Source organism: Burkholderia sp. AU30280 (genome assembly GCF_020420125.1).
In the GTDB taxonomy this organism is placed as follows: Bacteria; Pseudomonadota; Gammaproteobacteria; order Burkholderiales; family Burkholderiaceae; genus Burkholderia.
The window spans coordinates 1-18,525 of the sequence record NZ_JAIZRY010000029.1 but is presented as its reverse complement, the minus strand read 5'-3'; the positions used below and the strand labels follow the sequence as shown (position 1 = coordinate 18,525).

The following is an 18,525-nucleotide window of genomic DNA, read 5'->3' as shown; positions in this document are numbered from 1 at the left end:
CTGCCGAGCAAACCAGGATCGCGCCGTCCATCTGCGCTGCGCCCGTGATCATGTTCTTCACATAGTCAGCGTGGCCCGGGCAGTCGACGTGTGCGTAGTGGCGGTTAGCCGTTTCGTACTCGACGTGCGCCGTGTTGATCGTGATGCCGCGCGCCTTTTCTTCCGGTGCCGCGTCGATCTGGTCGTATGCCTTCGCTTCGCCGCCGAACTTCTTCGTCAGAACCGTCGTGATCGCTGCCGTCAGCGTCGTCTTGCCGTGGTCAACGTGACCAATCGTACCAACGTTCACGTGCGGCTTGGTCCGCTCAAACTTTTCTTTTGCCATGATTCTCTTCTTTCAAAAAATAATCAGTTGGTAGCTTCAGATTTACTTCGACTTCGCGCTGATGATCGCATCGGCAACGTTGCGCGGAGCTTCAGCGTAGTGCTTGAACTCCATCGTGTACGTTGCACGACCTTGCGTCAGCGAACGCAGCGACGTCGAATAACCGAACATTTCCGACAGCGGCACTTCGGCGCGCACGATCTTGCCGCCGCCAACCATGTCTTCCATGCCCTGGACGATACCGCGACGGCCCGACAGGTCGCCCATCACGTTGCCCATGTAGTCTTCCGGCGTCTCGACTTCGACAGCCATCATCGGCTCGAGCACGACCGGGTTCGCCTTGCGCATCGCTTCCTTGAACGCCATCGAACCGGCCATGCGGAACGCGTTTTCGTTCGAGTCGACGTCGTGGTACGAACCGAACGTCAGGTGGACCTTCACGTCGACGACCGGGAAGCCTGCGAGCACGCCCGACTTCAGCGTGTCCTGGATACCCTTGTCGACCGCCGGGATGTATTCACGCGGAATCACACCACCCTTGATCTCGTCGAAGAACTCGTAGCCCTTGCCCTGTTCGTTCGGCTCGAGCGTGATGACCGCGTGACCGTACTGGCCGCGACCACCCGACTGCTTGACGAACTTGCCGTCGACGTCCTTCGCCGTCGAACGGATCGTTTCGCGGTATGCAACCTGCGGCTTGCCGACGGTTGCTTCCACGCCGAATTCACGCTTCATCCGGTCGACCAGAATTTCGAGGTGGAGCTCGCCCATGCCCGAAATGATGGTCTGGCCCGACTCTTCGTCGGTCTGCACGCGGAACGACGGATCTTCCTGCGCCAGGCGGTTGAGCGCGAGGCCCATCTTTTCCTGGTCAGCCTTGGTCTTCGGCTCGACAGCCTGCGAAATCACCGGCTCCGGGAACACCATGCGCTCGAGAATGATCGGGTTCGCCGGATCGCACAGCGTGTCGCCCGTGGTCGCTTCCTTCAGGCCGACCGCAGCAGCGATGTCGCCTGCGCGAACTTCCTTGATTTCTTCGCGCTGGTTCGCGTGCATCTGCAGAATACGACCCAGACGTTCCTTCTTGTCCTTCGTCGAGTTCAGCAGCGTGTCGCCCGAATTCACGACGCCCGAGTACACGCGGAAGAAGATCAGCTGACCGACGAACGGGTCGGTCATGATCTTGAATGCGAGTGCCGAGAACTTCTCGTCGTCCGCTGCACGGCGCTCTGCCGATTCGCCGTTTTCGAGTTCGCCCTTGACCGGCGGGATGTCGACCGGCGACGGCAGGAAATCGATCACGGCGTCGAGCATACGCTGCACGCCCTTGTTCTTGAACGCGGTACCGCACAGCATCGGCTGGATTTCGCATGCGATCGTACGGTCACGCAGCGCCTTGACGATGTCGGCTTCCGGCAGATCGCCTTCTTCCAGGTACTTGTTCATCAGGTCTTCGTTGGCTTCAGCAGCCGCCTCGACCATCTTCTCGCGCCACTCCTGGCAGGTCTCTGCGAGCTCGGCCGGGATGTCGACGTAGTCGAACTTCGTGCCTTGCGACGCTTCGTCCCAAATGATCGCCTTCATCTTGATCAGATCGACGACGCCCTTGAAGTTTTCTTCCGAGCCGATCGGCACCACGACCGGAACCGGGTTCGCCTTCAGGCGCAGACGGAGCTGGTCGTAGACCTTGAAGAAGTTCGCGCCGGTACGGTCCATCTTGTTGACGAACGCGAGACGCGGCACCTTGTACTTGTTCGCCTGGCGCCACACCGTTTCCGACTGCGGCTGCACGCCGCCCACCGCGCAGTACACCATGCACGCGCCGTCGAGCACGCGCATCGAGCGCTCGACTTCAATCGTGAAGTCGACGTGGCCCGGGGTGTCGATGATGTTGATGCGGTGTTCCGGATAGTTGCCGCCCATGCCCTTCCAGAAGGCGGTGGTAGCAGCGGACGTGATCGTGATGCCACGCTCCTGTTCCTGCTCCATCCAGTCCATCGTGGCTGCGCCGTCGTGGACTTCACCGATCTTGTGGTTCACACCGGTGTAAAACAGAATGCGCTCGGTCGTCGTCGTTTTGCCGGCGTCGATGTGAGCGCTAATACCGATATTGCGGTAGCGCTCGATAGGAGTCTTGCGAGCCACTTTGATCCTCTACTGGGATGACACGATGCAGCCCTGCTGCATCATGCTTCAACACAAACGGGCGAGGCGCCTGAAAAGCGCACCCGCCCGGAATTTATTTCCGCTAAAAGCCCAGCCAGGCGCTTAGAAACGGAAATGCGAGAACGCGCGGTTGGCTTCTGCCATGCGGTGAACTTCGTCGCGCTTCTTCATCGCGCCGCCACGGCCTTCGGCCGCTTCGGAGAGCTCACCTGCCAGGCGCAGGGCCATCGACTTCTCGCTACGCTTCTTCGCAGCCTCACGCAACCAGCGCATCGCCAATGCCATACGACGCGACGGACGCACTTCGACCGGAACTTGATAGTTGGCACCACCAACGCGACGGCTCTTCACTTCGACCACCGGCTTGACGTTGTTGAGCGCAACCGTGAACACTTCCAGCGGGTCCTTGCCACCCTTGGTCTGGATCTGTTCGAATGCGCCATAAACGATGCGCTCTGCGACCGACTTCTTGCCGGACAGCATCAGCATGTTCATGAACTTGGCTACATCAACGTTGCCGAACTTCGGATCCGGCAACACTTCCCGCTTGGGGACTTCGCGACGACGCGGCATGATTCTTCCTTTACTTGTTCAGTTGGAGCTGGTTCCAGCTCCGCGGCCACCAACAAACCCGATCACATCTTCACGACTAACCAGCTTGGCCGGGTGACCACTTACTCGACAGCACCGGCAATCCGGCACTCCCGCCTTGACCGCCCTGCGGCGATCCCTGATCAAAAACTGCTTACTTGGCAGCCTTTGCACGCTTCGCGCCGTACTTCGAGCGCGCTTGCTTACGGTCCTTGACGCCCTGGGTATCCAGCGAGCCGCGAACCATGTGGTAACGCACACCCGGCAAGTCCTTCACACGGCCGCCGCGGATCAGCACAACCGAGTGTTCCTGCAGGTTGTGGCCTTCACCGCCGATGTACGAAATCACTTCGAAGCCGTTCGTCAGACGAACCTTGGCGACCTTACGGAGTGCCGAGTTCGGCTTCTTCGGCGTCGTCGTGTACACACGGGTGCACACGCCGCGACGCTGGGGGCAGTCCTGCAGGGCCGGGCTCTTGCTCTTCGTCGTTTCCGACTGACGGCCTTTGCGAACCAGTTGGTTGATGGTTGGCATTGTTTATTCCTGAAATTGAACAAAATCTGCGCATCGATTTCGGGCAAAGCGAGAATCGGCGCACAGTTGACTTCCGAACCGGCGAAACGGGTGCGAACCTTGGAACGCGACTCGGCCCACCGAATACCGGAACCCAGCATCATATTCCGGAAATACCAACTAAGTCAACGGGTTGCGTGATTTGCCGGCCGAACCCCTGGTTTACCGGAAGGGTCGGAACGCCTGTGTCAGGCCGACTCGACGACGTCGATGATCTCGTCGCCGAAGCGCTCCAGCTTGCGCACGCCCATGCCGGGGATATGGCGCAGGTCGTCGATCGTCTCCGGCGCGTTGCGTGCGATCTCGGCGAGCGTCGCGTCGTGGAAAATCACGTAGGCCGGCACGCCGTCCGTTTTAGCCGTCTCCGCACGCCACGCGCGCAGCGCATCCCACCGTGCGCGCTCGCGCGTGCCCATGCCGGCCGTCGGATCGACGCGCGTGCCGCTGCGGCTCGACGACTGGCGCGTGCGCTGCGGCTTCACATAGCGGCGCAGCGTGACCTTCTCCTCGTTCTTCAGCACGGGCTTCGCGGCCTCGGTCAGCATGAGCGCGCCGAAGCCGCCATGGTCGACCGCCAGGTAGCCGTACGCGACGAGCTGCCGAAAAATCGCGCGCCACTCGGCTTCCGACAGCGACGCGCCGATCCCGAACGTCGTGAGCTGATCGTGGCCGCGCTGCAACACTTTCTCGGTACGCCCGCCGCGCAGGATCTCGATCAGGTGGCTCGAACCGAAATTGAAGCCGCTCGCACGCTGCGCGCGGAACACGCACGAAAGCGCCATCTGCGCCTCGCGCGTCGCGTCCCACGAATCGGGCGGCTCGAGGCACGTGTCGCAGTTGCCACACGGCTGGCTCGCCTCGCCGAAGTAGTTCAGCAGCCGCACGCGGCGGCACGAGATCGTCTCGCACAGCCCGAGCAGCGCGTCGAGTTTCGACGTCTGCACGCGCTTGTGCGCGTCGTCCGCGTCGGACTCGTCGATCATCTTGCGCTGCTGGACGACGTCGCCGAGGCCGTACGCCATCCACGCATTCGCGGGCATCCCGTCGCGGCCCGCGCGGCCCGTTTCCTGGTAGTAGCCTTCGACGCTCTTCGGCAGATCCAGGTGCGCAACGAAGCGCACGTCCGGCTTGTCGATGCCCATGCCGAACGCGATCGTCGCGCACATCACGATGCCTTCCTCGCGCTGGAACATTTCCTGGTGCTTTTGCCGCACCTCGAACTCCATCCCCGCGTGATACGGCAGCGCGCGTACGCCCTGCGCCTTCAGCCACTCAGCCGTCTCTTCCACCTTGCGGCGCGACAGGCAATAGACGACGCCCGCATCGGTCGTGCCGTCGGCATTCGTGTGTTCGGCGCGGATGAAGTCGAGCAGTTGCGAACGCGCGTTGTCCTTTTCGACGATCCGGTAGCGGATGTTCGGGCGATCGAAGCTCGATATGAACACGCGCGCGTCGTCGAGTGCGAGGCGATGGATGATCTCGTCGCGCGTGATCGCGTCGGCCGTGGCGGTCAGCGCAATGCGCGGCACCGACGGGAACCGCTCGTGCAGCACCGACAGCTGGATGTATTCCGGGCGGAAATCGTGCCCCCATTGCGACACGCAGTGCGCTTCGTCGATCGCGAACAGGCCGATCTTCGCGCGCTCGAGCAACTCGAGGAAACGCCCCGTCATCAGCCGTTCGGGCGCGACGTACAGCAGGTCGATCTCGCCTTCGCGCAGCGCGCGCTCGGTCGCCGCGGCCTCAGCGCCCGACAGCGTCGAATTCAGATAGGCCGCGCGCACGCCGACTTCGCGCAGCGCGGCGACCTGGTCCTGCATCAGCGCGATCAGCGGCGACACGACGATGCCGGCGCCCTGCCCGGCTTCGCGCCGCAGCAGCGCCGGGATCTGGTAGCACAGCGACTTGCCGCCGCCGGTCGGCATCAGCACGAGACAATCGCCGCCGCCGGCGACGTGTTCGACGATCTCGCCCTGCTGGCCGCGAAAAGCGGAATAACCAAAGACTTCGTCGAGGATTTCGAGGGCGCGGGACATGAATGATGAGAACGAGGACGGCAGGACGATGACCGCAAGTTTAACAACCCGCTCGCATGACGCGTGGCGAATCGTGCAATGTTGGCCAATCGGACAGGGTTCGTTCGCATGCGTGACGGGCCTGCCGCGACGGGGCCGCAAGCGATCACGGTGTAAAGCGACGCGGCACACCGCTCGCAAGCAGCCGGGGCCGGCGATGAGCAAGCGCGTCATGCGCGCGAACGACGGATAAAAAAAACCGCCCGGCAAAACCGGGCGGTTTCGATGACAGCGAGGCGGGGCGGCTCGCGCCGCCCGCGCTTACTCGGCTGCCGGGTGCTGTTGCGGCTCTTCCGCGGCAGGCGCGCTCGGCGTGCCGAAGTCGAATGCCTCTTCCGCTGCGATCTGGTCGAAACGCTCGCGATCCGACGATTCCTTCGCCTTGCGTGCCTTGTGGAACGCGAGACCCGTACCGGCCGGAATCAGACGGCCGACGATCACGTTTTCCTTCAGGCCACGCAGATCGTCGCGCTTGCCCATGATCGCCGCTTCGGTCAGCACGCGGGTCGTTTCCTGGAACGATGCCGCGGAGATGAACGAGTCGGTCGACAGCGATGCCTTCGTGATACCCAGCAGCACGTTTTCGTACGTAGCCGGACGCTTGTCCTCGGCGATCATGCGATCGTTCTCGTCCAGCATGTCGGAACGCTCGACCTGTTCACCCGGGATGAAGCGCGTATCACCGTTGTCGGTGATCTGCACACGACGCAGCATCTGGCGAACGATCACCTCGATGTGCTTGTCGTTGATCTTCACGCCCTGCAGACGATACACGTCCTGCACTTCGTCGACGATGTAGCGCGACAGCGCCTCGATACCCTGCAGACGCAGGATGTCGTGCGGATCGGCCGGACCGTCCACGATCATTTCGCCCTTGTTGACGACCTGGGCATCGTGAACCAGAACCTGCTTTTCCTTCGCGATCAGGAACTCGTGCTGGTTGCCCTCGAGGTCCGTGATGACGAGACGCTGCTTGCCCTTCGTGTCCTTGCCGAACGACGTCGTACCGGTGACTTCCGCGAGAATGCCGGCATCCTTCGGCGAACGCGCTTCGAACAGTTCCGCCACCCGCGGCAGACCGCCGGTAATGTCACGCGTCTTCTGCGCTTCCGTCGGGATACGTGCGAGCACTTCACCGACCTGCACCTGCTGGCCATCCTTCACGGTGATCAGTGCGCCGACCTGGAAGCCGATCTGCACTGCGTGCTCCGTGCCCGGAATCTTCACTTCCTCGCCGTTCGCGTCGAGCAGCTTGACCTGCGGACGCACGCTCTTCGAAGCTTGCGAGCCACGACGCTTCACGTCGATCACGACCAGCGTCGACAGGCCGGTCACGTCGTCGATCTGCTTCGCGACGGTCACGCCTTCCTCGACGTTCTCGAACTTCACCGTACCACCGTACTCGGTGATGATCGGACGCGTCAGCGGATCCCACGTGGCGAGCTGCGTGCCTGCCTTGATCGTCGCGCCGTCGAGCTGCAGGAGCGTCGCGCCGTACGGCACTTTGTGACGCTCGCGCTCGCGACCGAAATCGTCGGTGATCATCGCTTCGCCCGAACGGGAAATGACGATCTGCTCGCCCTTCGCGTTCGTCACGTAGCGCATCGTCGCCGTGAAGCGCACGATACCGTTGCTCTTCGCTTCGACCGACGAAGCCACTGCCGCACGCGATGCCGCACCACCGATGTGGAACGTACGCATCGTCAGCTGCGTGCCCGGTTCACCGATCGACTGCGCCGCGATCACGCCGACTGCTTCGCCGACGTTCACGAGCGAGCCGCGGCCGAGGTCACGGCCGTAGCAGGCTGCGCACAGGCCGTAACGCGTTTCGCAGGTCAGCGGCGTGCGCACGCGCACTTCGTCGATGCCGAGGCGTTCGATTTCCTCGACCGCCGTTTCGTCGAGCAGCGTGCCCGATTCGTACACCGTTTCCTGCGTTTCCGGGTTCACGACGTCCGCCACCGCAACGCGGCCGAGGATACGGTCACGCAGCGCTTCGACGACTTCACCGCCTTCGACGAGTGCCTTCATCGCCACGCCGTTCGACGTGCCGCAATCGTCTTCCACCACGACCAGATCCTGCGTGACGTCGACGAGACGACGCGTCAGGTAACCCGAGTTCGCGGTCTTCAGTGCCGTATCAGCCAGGCCCTTACGTGCACCGTGGGTCGAGATGAAGTACTGCAACACGTTCAGACCTTCGCGGAAGTTCGCGGTAATCGGCGTCTCGATAATCGAGCCGTCCGGCTTCGCCATCAGGCCTCGCATACCGGCCAGCTGACGAATCTGAACCGCCGAACCCCGGGCGCCCGAGTCGGCCATCATGTAGATCGAGTTGAACGATTCCTGGCGCGTTTCATTGCCGTCGCGGTCCGTCACCGGCTCCGTCGACAGCTGCTCCATCATCGCCTTGCCGACCGCTTCCGACGTTGCCGACCAGATGTCGACCACGTTGTTGTAGCGTTCCTGCGCGGTGACGAGACCCGACATGTACTGACGGTCGTACTCCTTCACCTTCTTCGCGGCGTCGCCGACGATCGTTTCCTTCTGCGGCGGCACGAGCATGTCGTCCACGCAGATCGAGATGCCGGCACGCGTCGCGAGACGGAAACCCGACTGCATCAGCTGGTCGGCAAACACCACCGTCGCGCGCAGACCGCACTTGCGGAACGCCGTGTTGATCAGGCGCGAGATTTCCTTCTTCTTCAGCGGCTTGTTCAGCACCGAGAACGGCAGGCCGTGCGGCAGGATCTCCGACAGGATCGCGCGACCGACGGTCGTCGCGTACAGCGTGATCTTCGGCACGAACGGCGGTGCGCCTTCCGACTTGTCCTCGTTGTGGACCATTTCGGTGATCCGCACGTTGACGCGCGACGCGAGCTCGACTTCCTTGTTCTCGTACGCACGGATCACTTCCGACACGCCCGTGAACGACAGGCCTTCGCCCTTGGCGTTGACCGCTTCGCGGGTCGCGTAGTACAGACCCAGCACGATATCCTGGGACGGCACGATCGACGGATCGCCGTTGGCCGGGAACAGCACGTTGTTCGACGCCAGCATCAGCGTACGCGCTTCCATCTGCGCTTCGAGCGACAGCGGCACGTGAACGGCCATCTGGTCACCGTCGAAGTCGGCGTTGAACGCCGCGCAGACGAGCGGGTGCAGCTGAATTGCCTTGCCTTCGATCAGCACCGGCTCGAACGCCTGGATACCGAGACGGTGCAGCGTCGGCGCACGGTTCAGCATCACCGGGTGCTCGCGGATCACCTCTTCGAGGATGTCCCACACCACCGGCGTCTGGTTCTCGACTTCCTTCTTCGCAGCCTTGATGGTCGTCGCAACGCCCATCACTTCCAGCTTGTTGAAGATGAACGGCTTGAACAGCTCGAGCGCCATCAGCTTCGGCAGACCGCACTGGTGCAGCTTCAGCGTCGGGCCGACCACGATGACCGAACGGCCCGAGTAGTCGACGCGCTTGCCCAGCAGGTTCTGACGGAAACGACCGCCCTTGCCCTTGATCATGTCGGCGAGCGACTTCAGCGGACGCTTGTTCGCGCCCGTCATCGCCTTGCCGCGACGACCGTTGTCGAGCAGCGAGTCGACGGCTTCCTGCAGCATCCGCTTTTCGTTGCGGACAATGATTTCAGGCGCCTTCAGCTCGAGCAGACGCTTCAACCGGTTGTTACGGTTGATCACGCGGCGATACAGGTCGTTCAGGTCCGACGTCGCGAAACGGCCGCCGTCCAGCGGCACGAGCGGACGCAGTTCCGGCGGCAGCACCGGCAGCACTTCGAGGATCATCCACTCGGGCTTGATGCCCGAGCGCTGGAATGCCTCGAGGACCTTCAGGCGCTTCGCGTACTTCTTGATCTTCGCTTCCGAGCCGGTGTTCTTCAGCTCGGTGCGCAGCGTCTCGACCTGCTCGTCGATGTTGATCGCGCGCAGCAGTTCACGCACGCCTTCCGCGCCCATTTCGGCACGGAATTCGTCGCCGTATTCCTCGACCTTGTTGTAGTAATCCTCTTCGGTCATGATCTGCCGCGCCTTCAGCGGCGTCATGCCCGGTTCGATCACCACGTACGCTTCGAAGTACAGCACGCGTTCGATGTCGCGCAGCGTCATGTCGAGCACCATGCCCAGACGCGACGGCAGCGACTTCAGGAACCAGATGTGCGCGACCGGCGAGGCCAGTTCGATGTGGCCCATCCGCTCACGACGCACCTTCGCCAGCGTCACTTCGACGCCGCACTTCTCGCAGATCACGCCGCGGTGCTTCAGACGCTTGTACTTGCCGCACAGGCACTCGTAGTCCTTGATCGGCCCGAAGATCTTCGCGCAGAAGAGACCATCGCGTTCCGGCTTGAACGTACGGTAGTTGATGGTCTCCGGCTTCTTCACTTCGCCGAACGACCACGAACGGATCTTGTCAGGCGACGCCAGACCGATCTTGATCGCGTCGAAAACTTCTTCCTGTTGGACTTGCTTGAATAGATCGAGCAGAGCTTTCATTGCTTTCTCTCCGTAGTCCGATTAATTGCGGTCGAGATCGATATCGATACCGAGCGAGCGGATTTCCTTCACGAGCACGTTGAAGGATTCCGGCATGCCTGCATCGATCACGTGATCGCCCTTGACGAGGTTTTCGTACACCTTCGTCCGGCCGGTCACGTCGTCCGACTTCACCGTCAGCATTTCCTGCAGCACGTAGGACGCGCCGTACGCTTCGAGTGCCCACACTTCCATTTCACCGAAACGCTGGCCACCGAACTGCGCCTTACCACCCAGCGGCTGCTGCGTGACGAGCGAGTACGGGCCGGTCGAACGCGCGTGCATCTTGTCGTCGACCAAGTGGTGCAGCTTCAGGTAGTGCATGTAGCCAAGCGTCACGCGACGTTCGAACATTTCACCCGTGCGGCCGTCGTACAGACGGACCTGGTTCTTCGACGGGTTCATGCCGAGCTGTTCAGCGATGTCGTCCGGGAACGCGAGGTCGAGCATCTTGCCCATTTCTTCCTCGGTCGCACCGTCGAACACCGGCGTGGCGAACGGCACGCCTTCGCGCAGGTTCTTCGCGAGTTCGAGGATCTCTTCGTCGGTGAAGCTTTCGAGGTCTTCCTTGCGGCCCGAGTCGTTGTAGATCTTCGTCAGGAACGTGCGCAGTTCCTCGATCTTCGCCTGACGCTGCAGCATTTCGCCGATACGCCAGCCGAGGCCCTTCGCGGCCCAGCCGAGGTGCACTTCCAGAACCTGACCCACGTTCATCCGCGACGGAACGCCCAGCGGGTTCAGCACGACGTCTGCCGGACGGCCGTCGGCCATGTACGGCATGTCTTCGATCGGGACGATCTTCGACACGACCCCCTTGTTACCGTGGCGGCCTGCCATCTTGTCGCCAGGCTGCAGGCGACGCTTGACCGCGAGGTACACCTTGACCATCTTCAGCACGCCCGGCGGCAGTTCGTCGCCTTGCGTGAGCTTCTTGCGCTTCTCTTCGAACGCGAGGTCGAACTGGTGACGCTTTTCTTCGATCGAGTTCTTGATCGCTTCGAGCTGCGCCGCTGCTTCGTCGTCCGCGAGGCGGATGTCGAACCAGTGATAGTGGTCGAGGTCTTCCAGGTAAGCCTGGTCGATCTTCGTGCCCTTCGCGAGCTTCTTCGGACCGCCGTTCGCGACCTTGCCCACGAGCATGCGTGCGAGACGCTGGAACGCGTCGCCTTCCACGATGCGCAGCTGGTCGTTCAGGTCGAGACGGTAGCGCTTCAGTTCGTCGTCGATGATCTGTTGCGCACGCTTGTCGCGCTGGATGCCTTCGCGCGTGAACACCTGGACGTCGATCACGGTACCGCTCATGCCCGACGGCACGCGCAGCGACGTATCCTTCACGTCCGAAGCCTTCTCGCCGAAGATCGCACGCAGCAGCTTCTCTTCCGGCGTCAGCTGGGTCTCGCCCTTCGGTGTGACCTTGCCGACCAGCACGTCGCCTGCTTCGACTTCAGCACCGATGTACACGATGCCCGATTCGTCGAGACGGCCGAGCTGGACTTCCGCCAGGTTCGAGATGTCGCGCGTGATTTCTTCCGGCCCGAGCTTCGTGTCGCGTGCAACGACGTTCAGCTCTTCGATGTGGATCGACGTGTAACGATCGTCGGCCACGACCTTCTCCGAGATCAGGATCGAGTCTTCGAAGTTGTAGCCGTTCCACGGCATGAACGCGATCAGCATGTTCTGGCCGAGCGCGAGCTCGCCCAGGTCCGTCGAGGCGCCGTCGGCCAGCACGTCGCCGCGCGAGACCTTGTCGCCCATCTTCACGATCGGACGCTGGTTGATGTTCGTGTTCTGGTTCGAACGCGTGTACTTGATCAGGTTGTAGATGTCGACACCGACTTCACCTGCGACTGCTTCGTCGTCGTTCACACGAATCACGATACGGCCTGCGTCGACATAGTCGACAACGCCGCCGCGGAACGCCTGAACCGTCGTACCCGAGTCGACCGCGCAGGTGCGCTCGATGCCCGTACCGACGACCGGCTTTTCCGGACGCAGACACGGCACGGCCTGGCGCTGCATGTTCGAACCCATCAGTGCACGGTTCGCGTCATCGTGCTCGAGGAACGGAATCAGCGAAGCTGCCACCGATACGATCTGCGACGGCGCGACGTCCATGTACTGGATACGGTCCGGCGTGACCATCATCGTTTCGCCGGCTTCACGCGACGACACGAGTTCGTCGATCAGCTGGCCGTTCTCGTCGATCGCGGCGTTCGCCTGAGCGATCATGTAGCGGCCTTCTTCGATCGCCGACAGGTAATCGATCTGGTCGGTCACCTTGCTGTCCACGACCTTGCGGTACGGCGTCTCGAGGAAGCCGTACTCGTTCAGGTGCGCATACAGTGCGAGCGAGTTGATCAGACCGATGTTCGGACCTTCCGGCGTTTCGATCGGGCACACGCGGCCATAGTGGGTCGGGTGCACGTCGCGGACTTCAAAGCCTGCGCGCTCGCGCGTCAGACCGCCCGGGCCCAGTGCGGAAACACGGCGCTTGTGCGTGATTTCCGACAGCGGGTTGGTTTGGTCCATGAACTGCGACAGCTGCGACGAACCGAAGAACTCGCGGATCGCCGACGAAATCGGCTTCGAGTTGATCAGGTCGTGCGGCATCAGGTTTTCGCTCTCGGCCTGGCCGAGGCGTTCCTTGACCGCGCGCTCGACACGCACGAGGCCTGCGCGGAACTGGTTTTCCGCCAGTTCGCCGACGCAACGCACGCGACGGTTGCCGAGGTGGTCGATGTCGTCCACTTCGCCCTTGCCGTTGCGCAGCTCGACGAGGATCTTGATCGTCGCGAGAATGTCGTCGTCCTGCAGCGTCATCGGGCCGGTGATCTCGTCACGGCTGACGCGGCGGTTGAACTTCATACGGCCGACCTTCGACAGGTCGTACGCTTCTTCGCTGTAGAACAGACGGTTGAACAGTGCCTCGACCGCTTCTTCGGTCGGCGGCTCGCCCGGACGCATCATGCGGTAGATCGCGATGCGCGCGGCCGTCTTGTCGGTCGTTTCGTCGACACGCAGCGTCGACGAAATGTACGGGCCCTGGTCCAGGTCGTTCGTGTAGAGCGTCTGGATGTCCTTGATGCCCGCTTCGCGCAGCTTCTCGAGCACGCTTTCCGTGACTTCGTCGTTCGCGCTCGCGATTACTTCGCCGGTGTCGCCGTCGACGACGTTCTTCGCCAGCACGCGGCCGAGCAGATAGTCTTCCGGCACCGAGATGAACTTGGTCTTCGCGGCTTCGAGGTCGCGAATGTGCTTCGCGTTGATCCGCTTGTCCTTCTGGACGATGACCTTGCCGTCACGATCCGTGATGTCGAAACGCGCGACTTCACCACGCAGGCGCTCGGGCACGAACTCGAGTTGCGCGCCTTCGTCCATCAGCGTGAAGTTGTCGAACACGAAGAAGTTCGCGAGGATCTGTTCCGGCGTGAGGCCGATGGCCTTCAGCAGGATCGTGACCGGCATCTTGCGGCGACGGTCGACGCGGAAGTACAGGATGTCCTTCGGATCGAATTCGAAGTCGAGCCACGAGCCGCGGTACGGAATGATCCGCGCCGAGAACAGCAGCTTGCCCGAGCTGTGCGTCTTGCCCTTGTCGTGTTCGAAGAACACGCCCGGCGAACGGTGCAGCTGCGAGACGATGACACGCTCGGTGCCGTTGATGACGAACGAGCCCGTCGGCGTCATGAGCGGAATTTCGCCCATGTACACTTCCTGCTCTTTCACTTCCTTGACGACCGGCTTGTTCGGCGATTCCTTGTCGAGGATGACAAGGCGGACCTTCGCGCGCAGCGCGGAGCAGTACGTCAGGCCGCGCTGCTGGCATTCCTTGATGTTGAATGCCGGCGCGGACAACGCATAGCTCACGAACTCGAGACGTGCGAAACCGTTGTGCGAAACAATGGGAAATACCGACGTGAACGCGGCCTGCAAACCTTCAGGCTTGCGTTGCGTGGCCGGCACATCGGCTTGCAGAAACGTGCTGAATGATTCAAGCTGGGTAGCCAGCAAGAAAGGAACTTGGTGAACGATGGGGCGCTTCGCGAAACTCTTGCGAATGCGCTTCTTCTCGGTGAAGGAATATTGCATACGATCTCCGAATCACGGCGGGTGCTATCGAGGCGGAATACCTGGACGTTTCAAACCCGAGTGTTCACCGACTGAGACCCGATGGCCGTCCGACGGCTTGAACGAGCCGAGAAGCTTGGTGGTTGGCCGCTACCAACCGCTGGCTGACGGCAGCGGATGCCTGTGTTGCCCGCTACCCGACCAAACTTGCCTTCTGCAGTCGCTTCAGAAGACAAAGAGAACCGCCATTCGTGATCAATGACAACGATCAGGCGGTTTTCTTTGGCTTCTGGGGCCGATTATTCGGGCTCCCGAATGAGTGCCAGAATAACGTCCCCACAAAGCACAAAAAGGCCGGCGGTGAAAATACCGCCAGCCTTCGCACAGCGCGCCGAAACTTACTTGACTTCGACCTTCGCGCCAGCTTCTTCCAGCTTCTTCTTGGCTTCTTCAGCAGCAGCCTTGTCGACGCCTTCCTTGACAGCCTTCGGTGCGCCGTCAACGACGTCCTTCGCTTCCTTCAGGCCCAGGCCCGTCAGTTCGCGAACTGCCTTGATGACTGCAACCTTGTTGCTGCCTGCTTCAGCCAGAACGACCGTGAATTCGGTCTTCTCTTCTGCAGCAGCAGCAGCGCCGCCGCCTGCCGGGCCAGCGACTGCCACTGCAGCTGCCGACACGCCAAACTTCTCTTCGAATGCCTTGACCAGTTCGTTCAGTTCCAGAACGGTCATCCCTTCGACTGCTGCCAGGATGTCTTCTTTTGCGATTGCCATTTGAAATACTCCTAAATTGAATTCGGATACAGCCAGCGATCAATGACGCTGATGCACGTTCGATTACGCAGCTTCCGCTTGCTTCTTCTCGGCCAGCGCGGCCAGAGCGCGCGCGAAGCCCGAAACAGGCGATTGCATAACGAACAGCAGCTTCGAGAGCAGTTCTTCGCGGCTCGGGATGCTTGCCAGCGCTTGCACGCCAGCCTTGTCCATCACCTTGCCATCGAACGAACCAGCCTTGATGACCAACTTGTCATTGCTCTTGCTGAAGTCGTTGACGACCTTAGCAGCAGCAATTGCATCTTCCGAGATGCCGTAGATCAACGGGCCAGTCATCTGCTCTGCCAGCGGAGCAAACGGCGTACCTTCAACAGCGCGACGCGCCAGCGTGTTCTTCAACACGCGCAGGTAAACCTGTTGCTCACGCGCTTGCGCGCGCAGCTTGGTCAGATCGCCAACCGCAATTCCACGATACTCAGCCAGCACAACGGTCTGGGCCTTCGCGACTTGCGCGGAAACCTCAGCGACGACGGCTTGCTTGTCTTCTCTATTAAGCGGCACGGTTAGCCTCCAGAAACGATACGTTCGGCACGAAACCTCACGTACCTCGTTCAACAACGGCGTCCGACCTCGTTAGGAGTATTTCCACCTCACGCCGGGAATCGCTTCACGGCCTGCGGCTTCACCACTGCAAAACTTTTTCGGGTTCGCCATCTGCGTTGGCTTGAATTAAGGGATCACCTGACTGCTGCGCCCCACCAACGGTCTTTGATAACCGGTTGCCCGCCCTGCTGCACGAACAACCGCCCAAAGCCCATGAGGGCCGCTTCGCGAACGAAGCGGCCCGAATACTTGCTTACTGTGCTGCCAGCGTAGCCTGGTCGACACGCACGCCGACGCCCATCGTGCTCGACAGTGCGATCTTGCGCAGGTAGACGCCCTTGCTCGTTGCCGGCTTTGCCTTCTGCAGCGCTTCGATCAGCGCCGACAGGTTCGAACGCAGTGCGGTCGGCTCGAACGATGCACGGCCGATGGTCGCGTGGATGATACCGGCCTTGTCGACACGGAATTGCACCTGACCAGCCTTCGCGTTCTTGACGGCGGTTGCGACGTCCGGCGTGACCGTACCGACCTTCGGGTTCGGCATCAGGCCGCGCGGGCCGAGGATCTGACCGAGCGTACCGACGATACGCATCGTGTCCGGCGAAGCGATCACGATGTCGAAGTCCATCTGGCCGGCCTTGATCTGCTCTGCCAGGTCTTCCATACCGACGATTTCGGCGCCTGCTGCACGTGCTTGCTCAGCCTTCTCGCCTTGCGCGAACACTGCAACGCGAACCGACTTGCCCGTACCTGCCGGCAGAACGACCGAACCACGAACGACCTGGTCCGACTTCTTCGCATCGATGCCGAGCTGGACTGCTACGTCGATCGACTCGTCGAACTTCGCGCTCGCGCATTCCTTCACGAGGCTCAGTGCGTCTTCGATCGCGTACAGCTTCTGACGATCAACCTTGGCAGCGAATGCCTGACGGCGCTTGGAGATCTTAGCCATTTACACGCCCTCCACAGTGATGCCCATCGAGCGTGCGCTACCAGCGATGGTGCGAACGGCTGCGTCCAGATCAGCTGCCGTAAGGTCCGGCATCTTGGTCTTCGCGATTTCTTCAGCTTGAGCGCGCGTGATCGAACCGACCTTGTCGGTGTGCGGCTTGCTCGAGCCCTTGTCCACCTTCGCCGCCTTCTTGATCAGGACGGTCGCCGGCGGCGTCTTCATCACGAACGTGAAGCTCTTGTCAGCAAATGCCGTGATGACCACCGGCACCGGCAGACCCGGCTCCATGCCTTGAGTCTGCGCGTTGAACGCCTTGCAGAACTCCATGATGTTCAGGCCGCGCTGGCCCAGTGCCGGACCGACCGGCGGCGACGGGTTGGCTTTACCTGCAGGGATCTGCAGCTTGATAAAGCCGATAATCTTCTTTGCCATTTGTGAACCTCATTGGAACGCCGGAGAAGGCGTTCGGTGAGTAATAACGCGCTTTCGCCACTGGCTACTGACGCTCCTCAACGGCCATGACGCGGGCCGTAAGCGCGAAGGTGGGCAGCCGAGGCTGCCCACCGAATCGGGATCAAACTTTTTCGACCTGGCCGAACTCGAGTTCGACCGGGGTGGATCGACCAAAGATGGTGACCGACACACGCACGCGCGATTTTTCGTAGTTGACTTCCTCGACGGTGCCATTGAAGTCCGTGAACGGGCCTTCCTTGACACGCACCATCTCGCCGACTTCGAACAGGGTCTTCGGGCGCGGCTTTTCGACGCCTTCCTGCATCTGCGACATGATCTTCTCGACTTCCTTCGGGGAAATCGGGGTCGGGCGGTTGCGCGCACCGCCGACGAAGCCGGTGACCTTCGCGGTGTTCTTCACGAGGTGCCACGTTTCGTCCGTCATTTCCATTTCCACCAGCACGTAGCCGGGGAAGAAACGACGCTCGGTCACAGCCTTGTGGCCGCCTTTGACTTCAACCACTTCTTCGGTCGGAACCAGGATCTGACCGAATTTGTCCTGCATGCCAGCGCGTTCGATGCGCTCCTGAAGCGCACGTTGCACGCTCTTCTCCATGCCGGAGTAGGCGTGCACGACGTACCAACGTTTTCCGCTCGGGGATGCCGGAGTATCGCTCATATCATTTCCAACCCAGAATCGCCGAGAAAATCACCCATTCGATCGACTTATCACTCAACCAGAGGAAAATCGCCATCACGAGCACGAAACCGAACACGACGAGTGTGGTTTGCGTTGCTTCCTTGCGGGTGGGCCATACGACCTTCCGGACTTCCTTGTACGAATCCTTGGCAAATGCGATGAGGCTCTTGCCAGGTGCGGACATCAGCCCGACGGCCACGCCGGCGATGATACCTACCGCCAATGCGGCACCGCGGACATACCACTGCTGATTGGCCAGCCAGAAGAAGCCCACGAATCCGGCCAACACCAGCAATACACCCAGGGCCAGCATCAGCTTATCGCCGGAGGTATTTACAGTTTCGACGGATGGATTCGCCATAACACCTTAAAACAAATGCCACGTAGGGCACGTGGCTATTTTTTGGCAGGGGCAGAGGGAATCGAACCCCCAACCTTCGGTTTTGGAGACCGACGCTCTGCCAGTTGAGCTATACCCCTAAACCATGTTGGGGCTGGCTGCTACCAGCCCCAAAACTGTCGATCAACGAATAACTGGCTTACTCGATGATCTTGGCGACGACGCCGGCACCGACCGTACGGCCACCTTCGCGGATTGCGAAGCGCAGACCTTCTTCCATCGCGATCGGAGCAATCAGCTTCACCGTGATCGACACGTTGTCGCCCGGCATCACCATTTCCTTGTCCTTCGGCAGCT

The 18,525-nt window shown here is 61.3% G+C and carries 13 protein-coding genes, 1 tRNA gene and 1 pseudogene; all 15 read right to left on the bottom strand.

Annotated elements, in window-relative coordinates; genetic code table 11:
* Positions 1-325, bottom strand: a 325-nt coding sequence (locus tag LGN17_RS36015) for a GTP-binding protein (RefSeq protein WP_171984210.1), incomplete at its 3' end; no start/stop codon positions are given.
* Between the two features lie 42 nt (positions 326-367).
* Complete coding sequence (gene fusA / locus LGN17_RS36010) at positions 368-2,470, bottom strand: elongation factor G (protein ID WP_175958417.1); 2,103 nt, start codon at positions 2,468-2,470, stop codon at positions 368-370.
* Positions 2,471-2,593: 123 nt separating this feature from the next.
* Complete coding sequence (rpsG, locus tag LGN17_RS36005; RefSeq protein ID WP_006477195.1) at positions 2,594-3,064, bottom strand: 30S ribosomal protein S7; 471 nt, start codon at positions 3,062-3,064, stop codon at positions 2,594-2,596.
* 172 nt (positions 3,065-3,236) lie between these two features.
* On the bottom strand, positions 3,237-3,617 hold the full coding sequence (gene rpsL / locus LGN17_RS36000; protein ID WP_006400662.1) for a 30S ribosomal protein S12: 381 nt from the start codon (positions 3,615-3,617) through the stop codon (positions 3,237-3,239).
* Positions 3,618-3,844: 227 nt separating this feature from the next.
* Positions 3,845-5,692 (bottom strand): DNA helicase RecQ, encoded by a 1,848-nt coding sequence (recQ, locus tag LGN17_RS35995; protein ID WP_175958418.1) that lies wholly within the window; start codon positions 5,690-5,692, stop codon positions 3,845-3,847.
* Between the two features lie 300 nt (positions 5,693-5,992).
* Positions 5,993-10,240: a DNA-directed RNA polymerase subunit beta' gene (gene rpoC / locus LGN17_RS35990; RefSeq protein ID WP_175972091.1), complete on the bottom strand. Its 4,248-nt coding sequence runs from the start codon at positions 10,238-10,240 to the stop codon at positions 5,993-5,995.
* Between the two features lie 21 nt (positions 10,241-10,261).
* The gene (gene rpoB / locus LGN17_RS35985) at positions 10,262-14,368 is read right to left on the bottom strand and encodes a DNA-directed RNA polymerase subunit beta (RefSeq protein WP_226201498.1); all 4,107 of its coding nucleotides are present in this window, start codon (positions 14,366-14,368) and stop codon (positions 10,262-10,264) included.
* Between the two features lie 377 nt (positions 14,369-14,745).
* Complete coding sequence (gene rplL, locus LGN17_RS35980) at positions 14,746-15,120, bottom strand: 50S ribosomal protein L7/L12 (protein ID WP_021161757.1); 375 nt, start codon at positions 15,118-15,120, stop codon at positions 14,746-14,748.
* Between the two features lie 63 nt (positions 15,121-15,183).
* Positions 15,184-15,681: a 50S ribosomal protein L10 gene (rplJ, locus tag LGN17_RS35975; protein WP_027788582.1), complete on the bottom strand. Its 498-nt coding sequence runs from the start codon at positions 15,679-15,681 to the stop codon at positions 15,184-15,186.
* A gap of 295 nt (positions 15,682-15,976) precedes the next feature.
* Positions 15,977-16,675 (bottom strand): 50S ribosomal protein L1, encoded by a 699-nt coding sequence (gene rplA, locus LGN17_RS35970; RefSeq protein WP_006482906.1) that lies wholly within the window; start codon positions 16,673-16,675, stop codon positions 15,977-15,979.
* On the bottom strand, positions 16,676-17,107 hold the full coding sequence (gene rplK, locus LGN17_RS35965; protein WP_006477201.1) for a 50S ribosomal protein L11: 432 nt from the start codon (positions 17,105-17,107) through the stop codon (positions 16,676-16,678).
* A 142-nt stretch (positions 17,108-17,249) separates the two neighbouring features.
* Positions 17,250-17,807 carry a transcription termination/antitermination protein NusG gene (nusG, locus tag LGN17_RS35960; RefSeq protein WP_006400672.1) on the bottom strand — a complete coding sequence of 186 codons (558 nt, stop codon included), beginning with the start codon at positions 17,805-17,807 and terminating at the stop codon, positions 17,250-17,252.
* A 1-nt stretch (position 17,808) separates the two neighbouring features.
* The gene (gene secE, locus LGN17_RS35955; RefSeq protein WP_006482892.1) at positions 17,809-18,189 is read right to left on the bottom strand and encodes a preprotein translocase subunit SecE; all 381 of its coding nucleotides are present in this window, start codon (positions 18,187-18,189) and stop codon (positions 17,809-17,811) included.
* 43 nt (positions 18,190-18,232) lie between these two features.
* A tRNA-Trp gene (locus LGN17_RS35950) sits at positions 18,233-18,308 on the bottom strand.
* Between the two features lie 59 nt (positions 18,309-18,367).
* Positions 18,368-18,525 (bottom strand): annotated as a pseudogene (locus LGN17_RS35945) (elongation factor Tu); the annotation flags it as partial.

Coding starts and splice junctions, on each gene's coding strand:
- rpsG (WP_006477195.1), bottom strand. CDS start 3,064: ATGCCGCGTCGTCGCGAAGTCCCCAAGCGGGAAGTGTTGCCGGATCCG.
- rpsL (WP_006400662.1), bottom strand. CDS start 3,617: ATGCCAACCATCAACCAACTGGTTCGCAAAGGCCGTCAGTCGGAAACG.
- recQ (WP_175958418.1), bottom strand. CDS start 5,692: ATGTCCCGCGCCCTCGAAATCCTCGACGAAGTCTTTGGTTATTCCGCT.
- rpoC (WP_175972091.1), bottom strand. CDS start 10,240: ATGAAAGCTCTGCTCGATCTATTCAAGCAAGTCCAACAGGAAGAAGTT.
- rpoB (WP_226201498.1), bottom strand. CDS start 14,368: ATGCAATATTCCTTCACCGAGAAGAAGCGCATTCGCAAGAGTTTCGCG.
- rplL (WP_021161757.1), bottom strand. CDS start 15,120: ATGGCAATCGCAAAAGAAGACATCCTGGCAGCAGTCGAAGGGATGACC.
- rplA (WP_006482906.1), bottom strand. CDS start 16,675: ATGGCTAAGATCTCCAAGCGCCGTCAGGCATTCGCTGCCAAGGTTGAT.
- rplK (WP_006477201.1), bottom strand. CDS start 17,107: ATGGCAAAGAAGATTATCGGCTTTATCAAGCTGCAGATCCCTGCAGGT.
- nusG (WP_006400672.1), bottom strand. CDS start 17,807: ATGAGCGATACTCCGGCATCCCCGAGCGGAAAACGTTGGTACGTCGTG.
- secE (WP_006482892.1), bottom strand. CDS start 18,189: ATGGCGAATCCATCCGTCGAAACTGTAAATACCTCCGGCGATAAGCTG.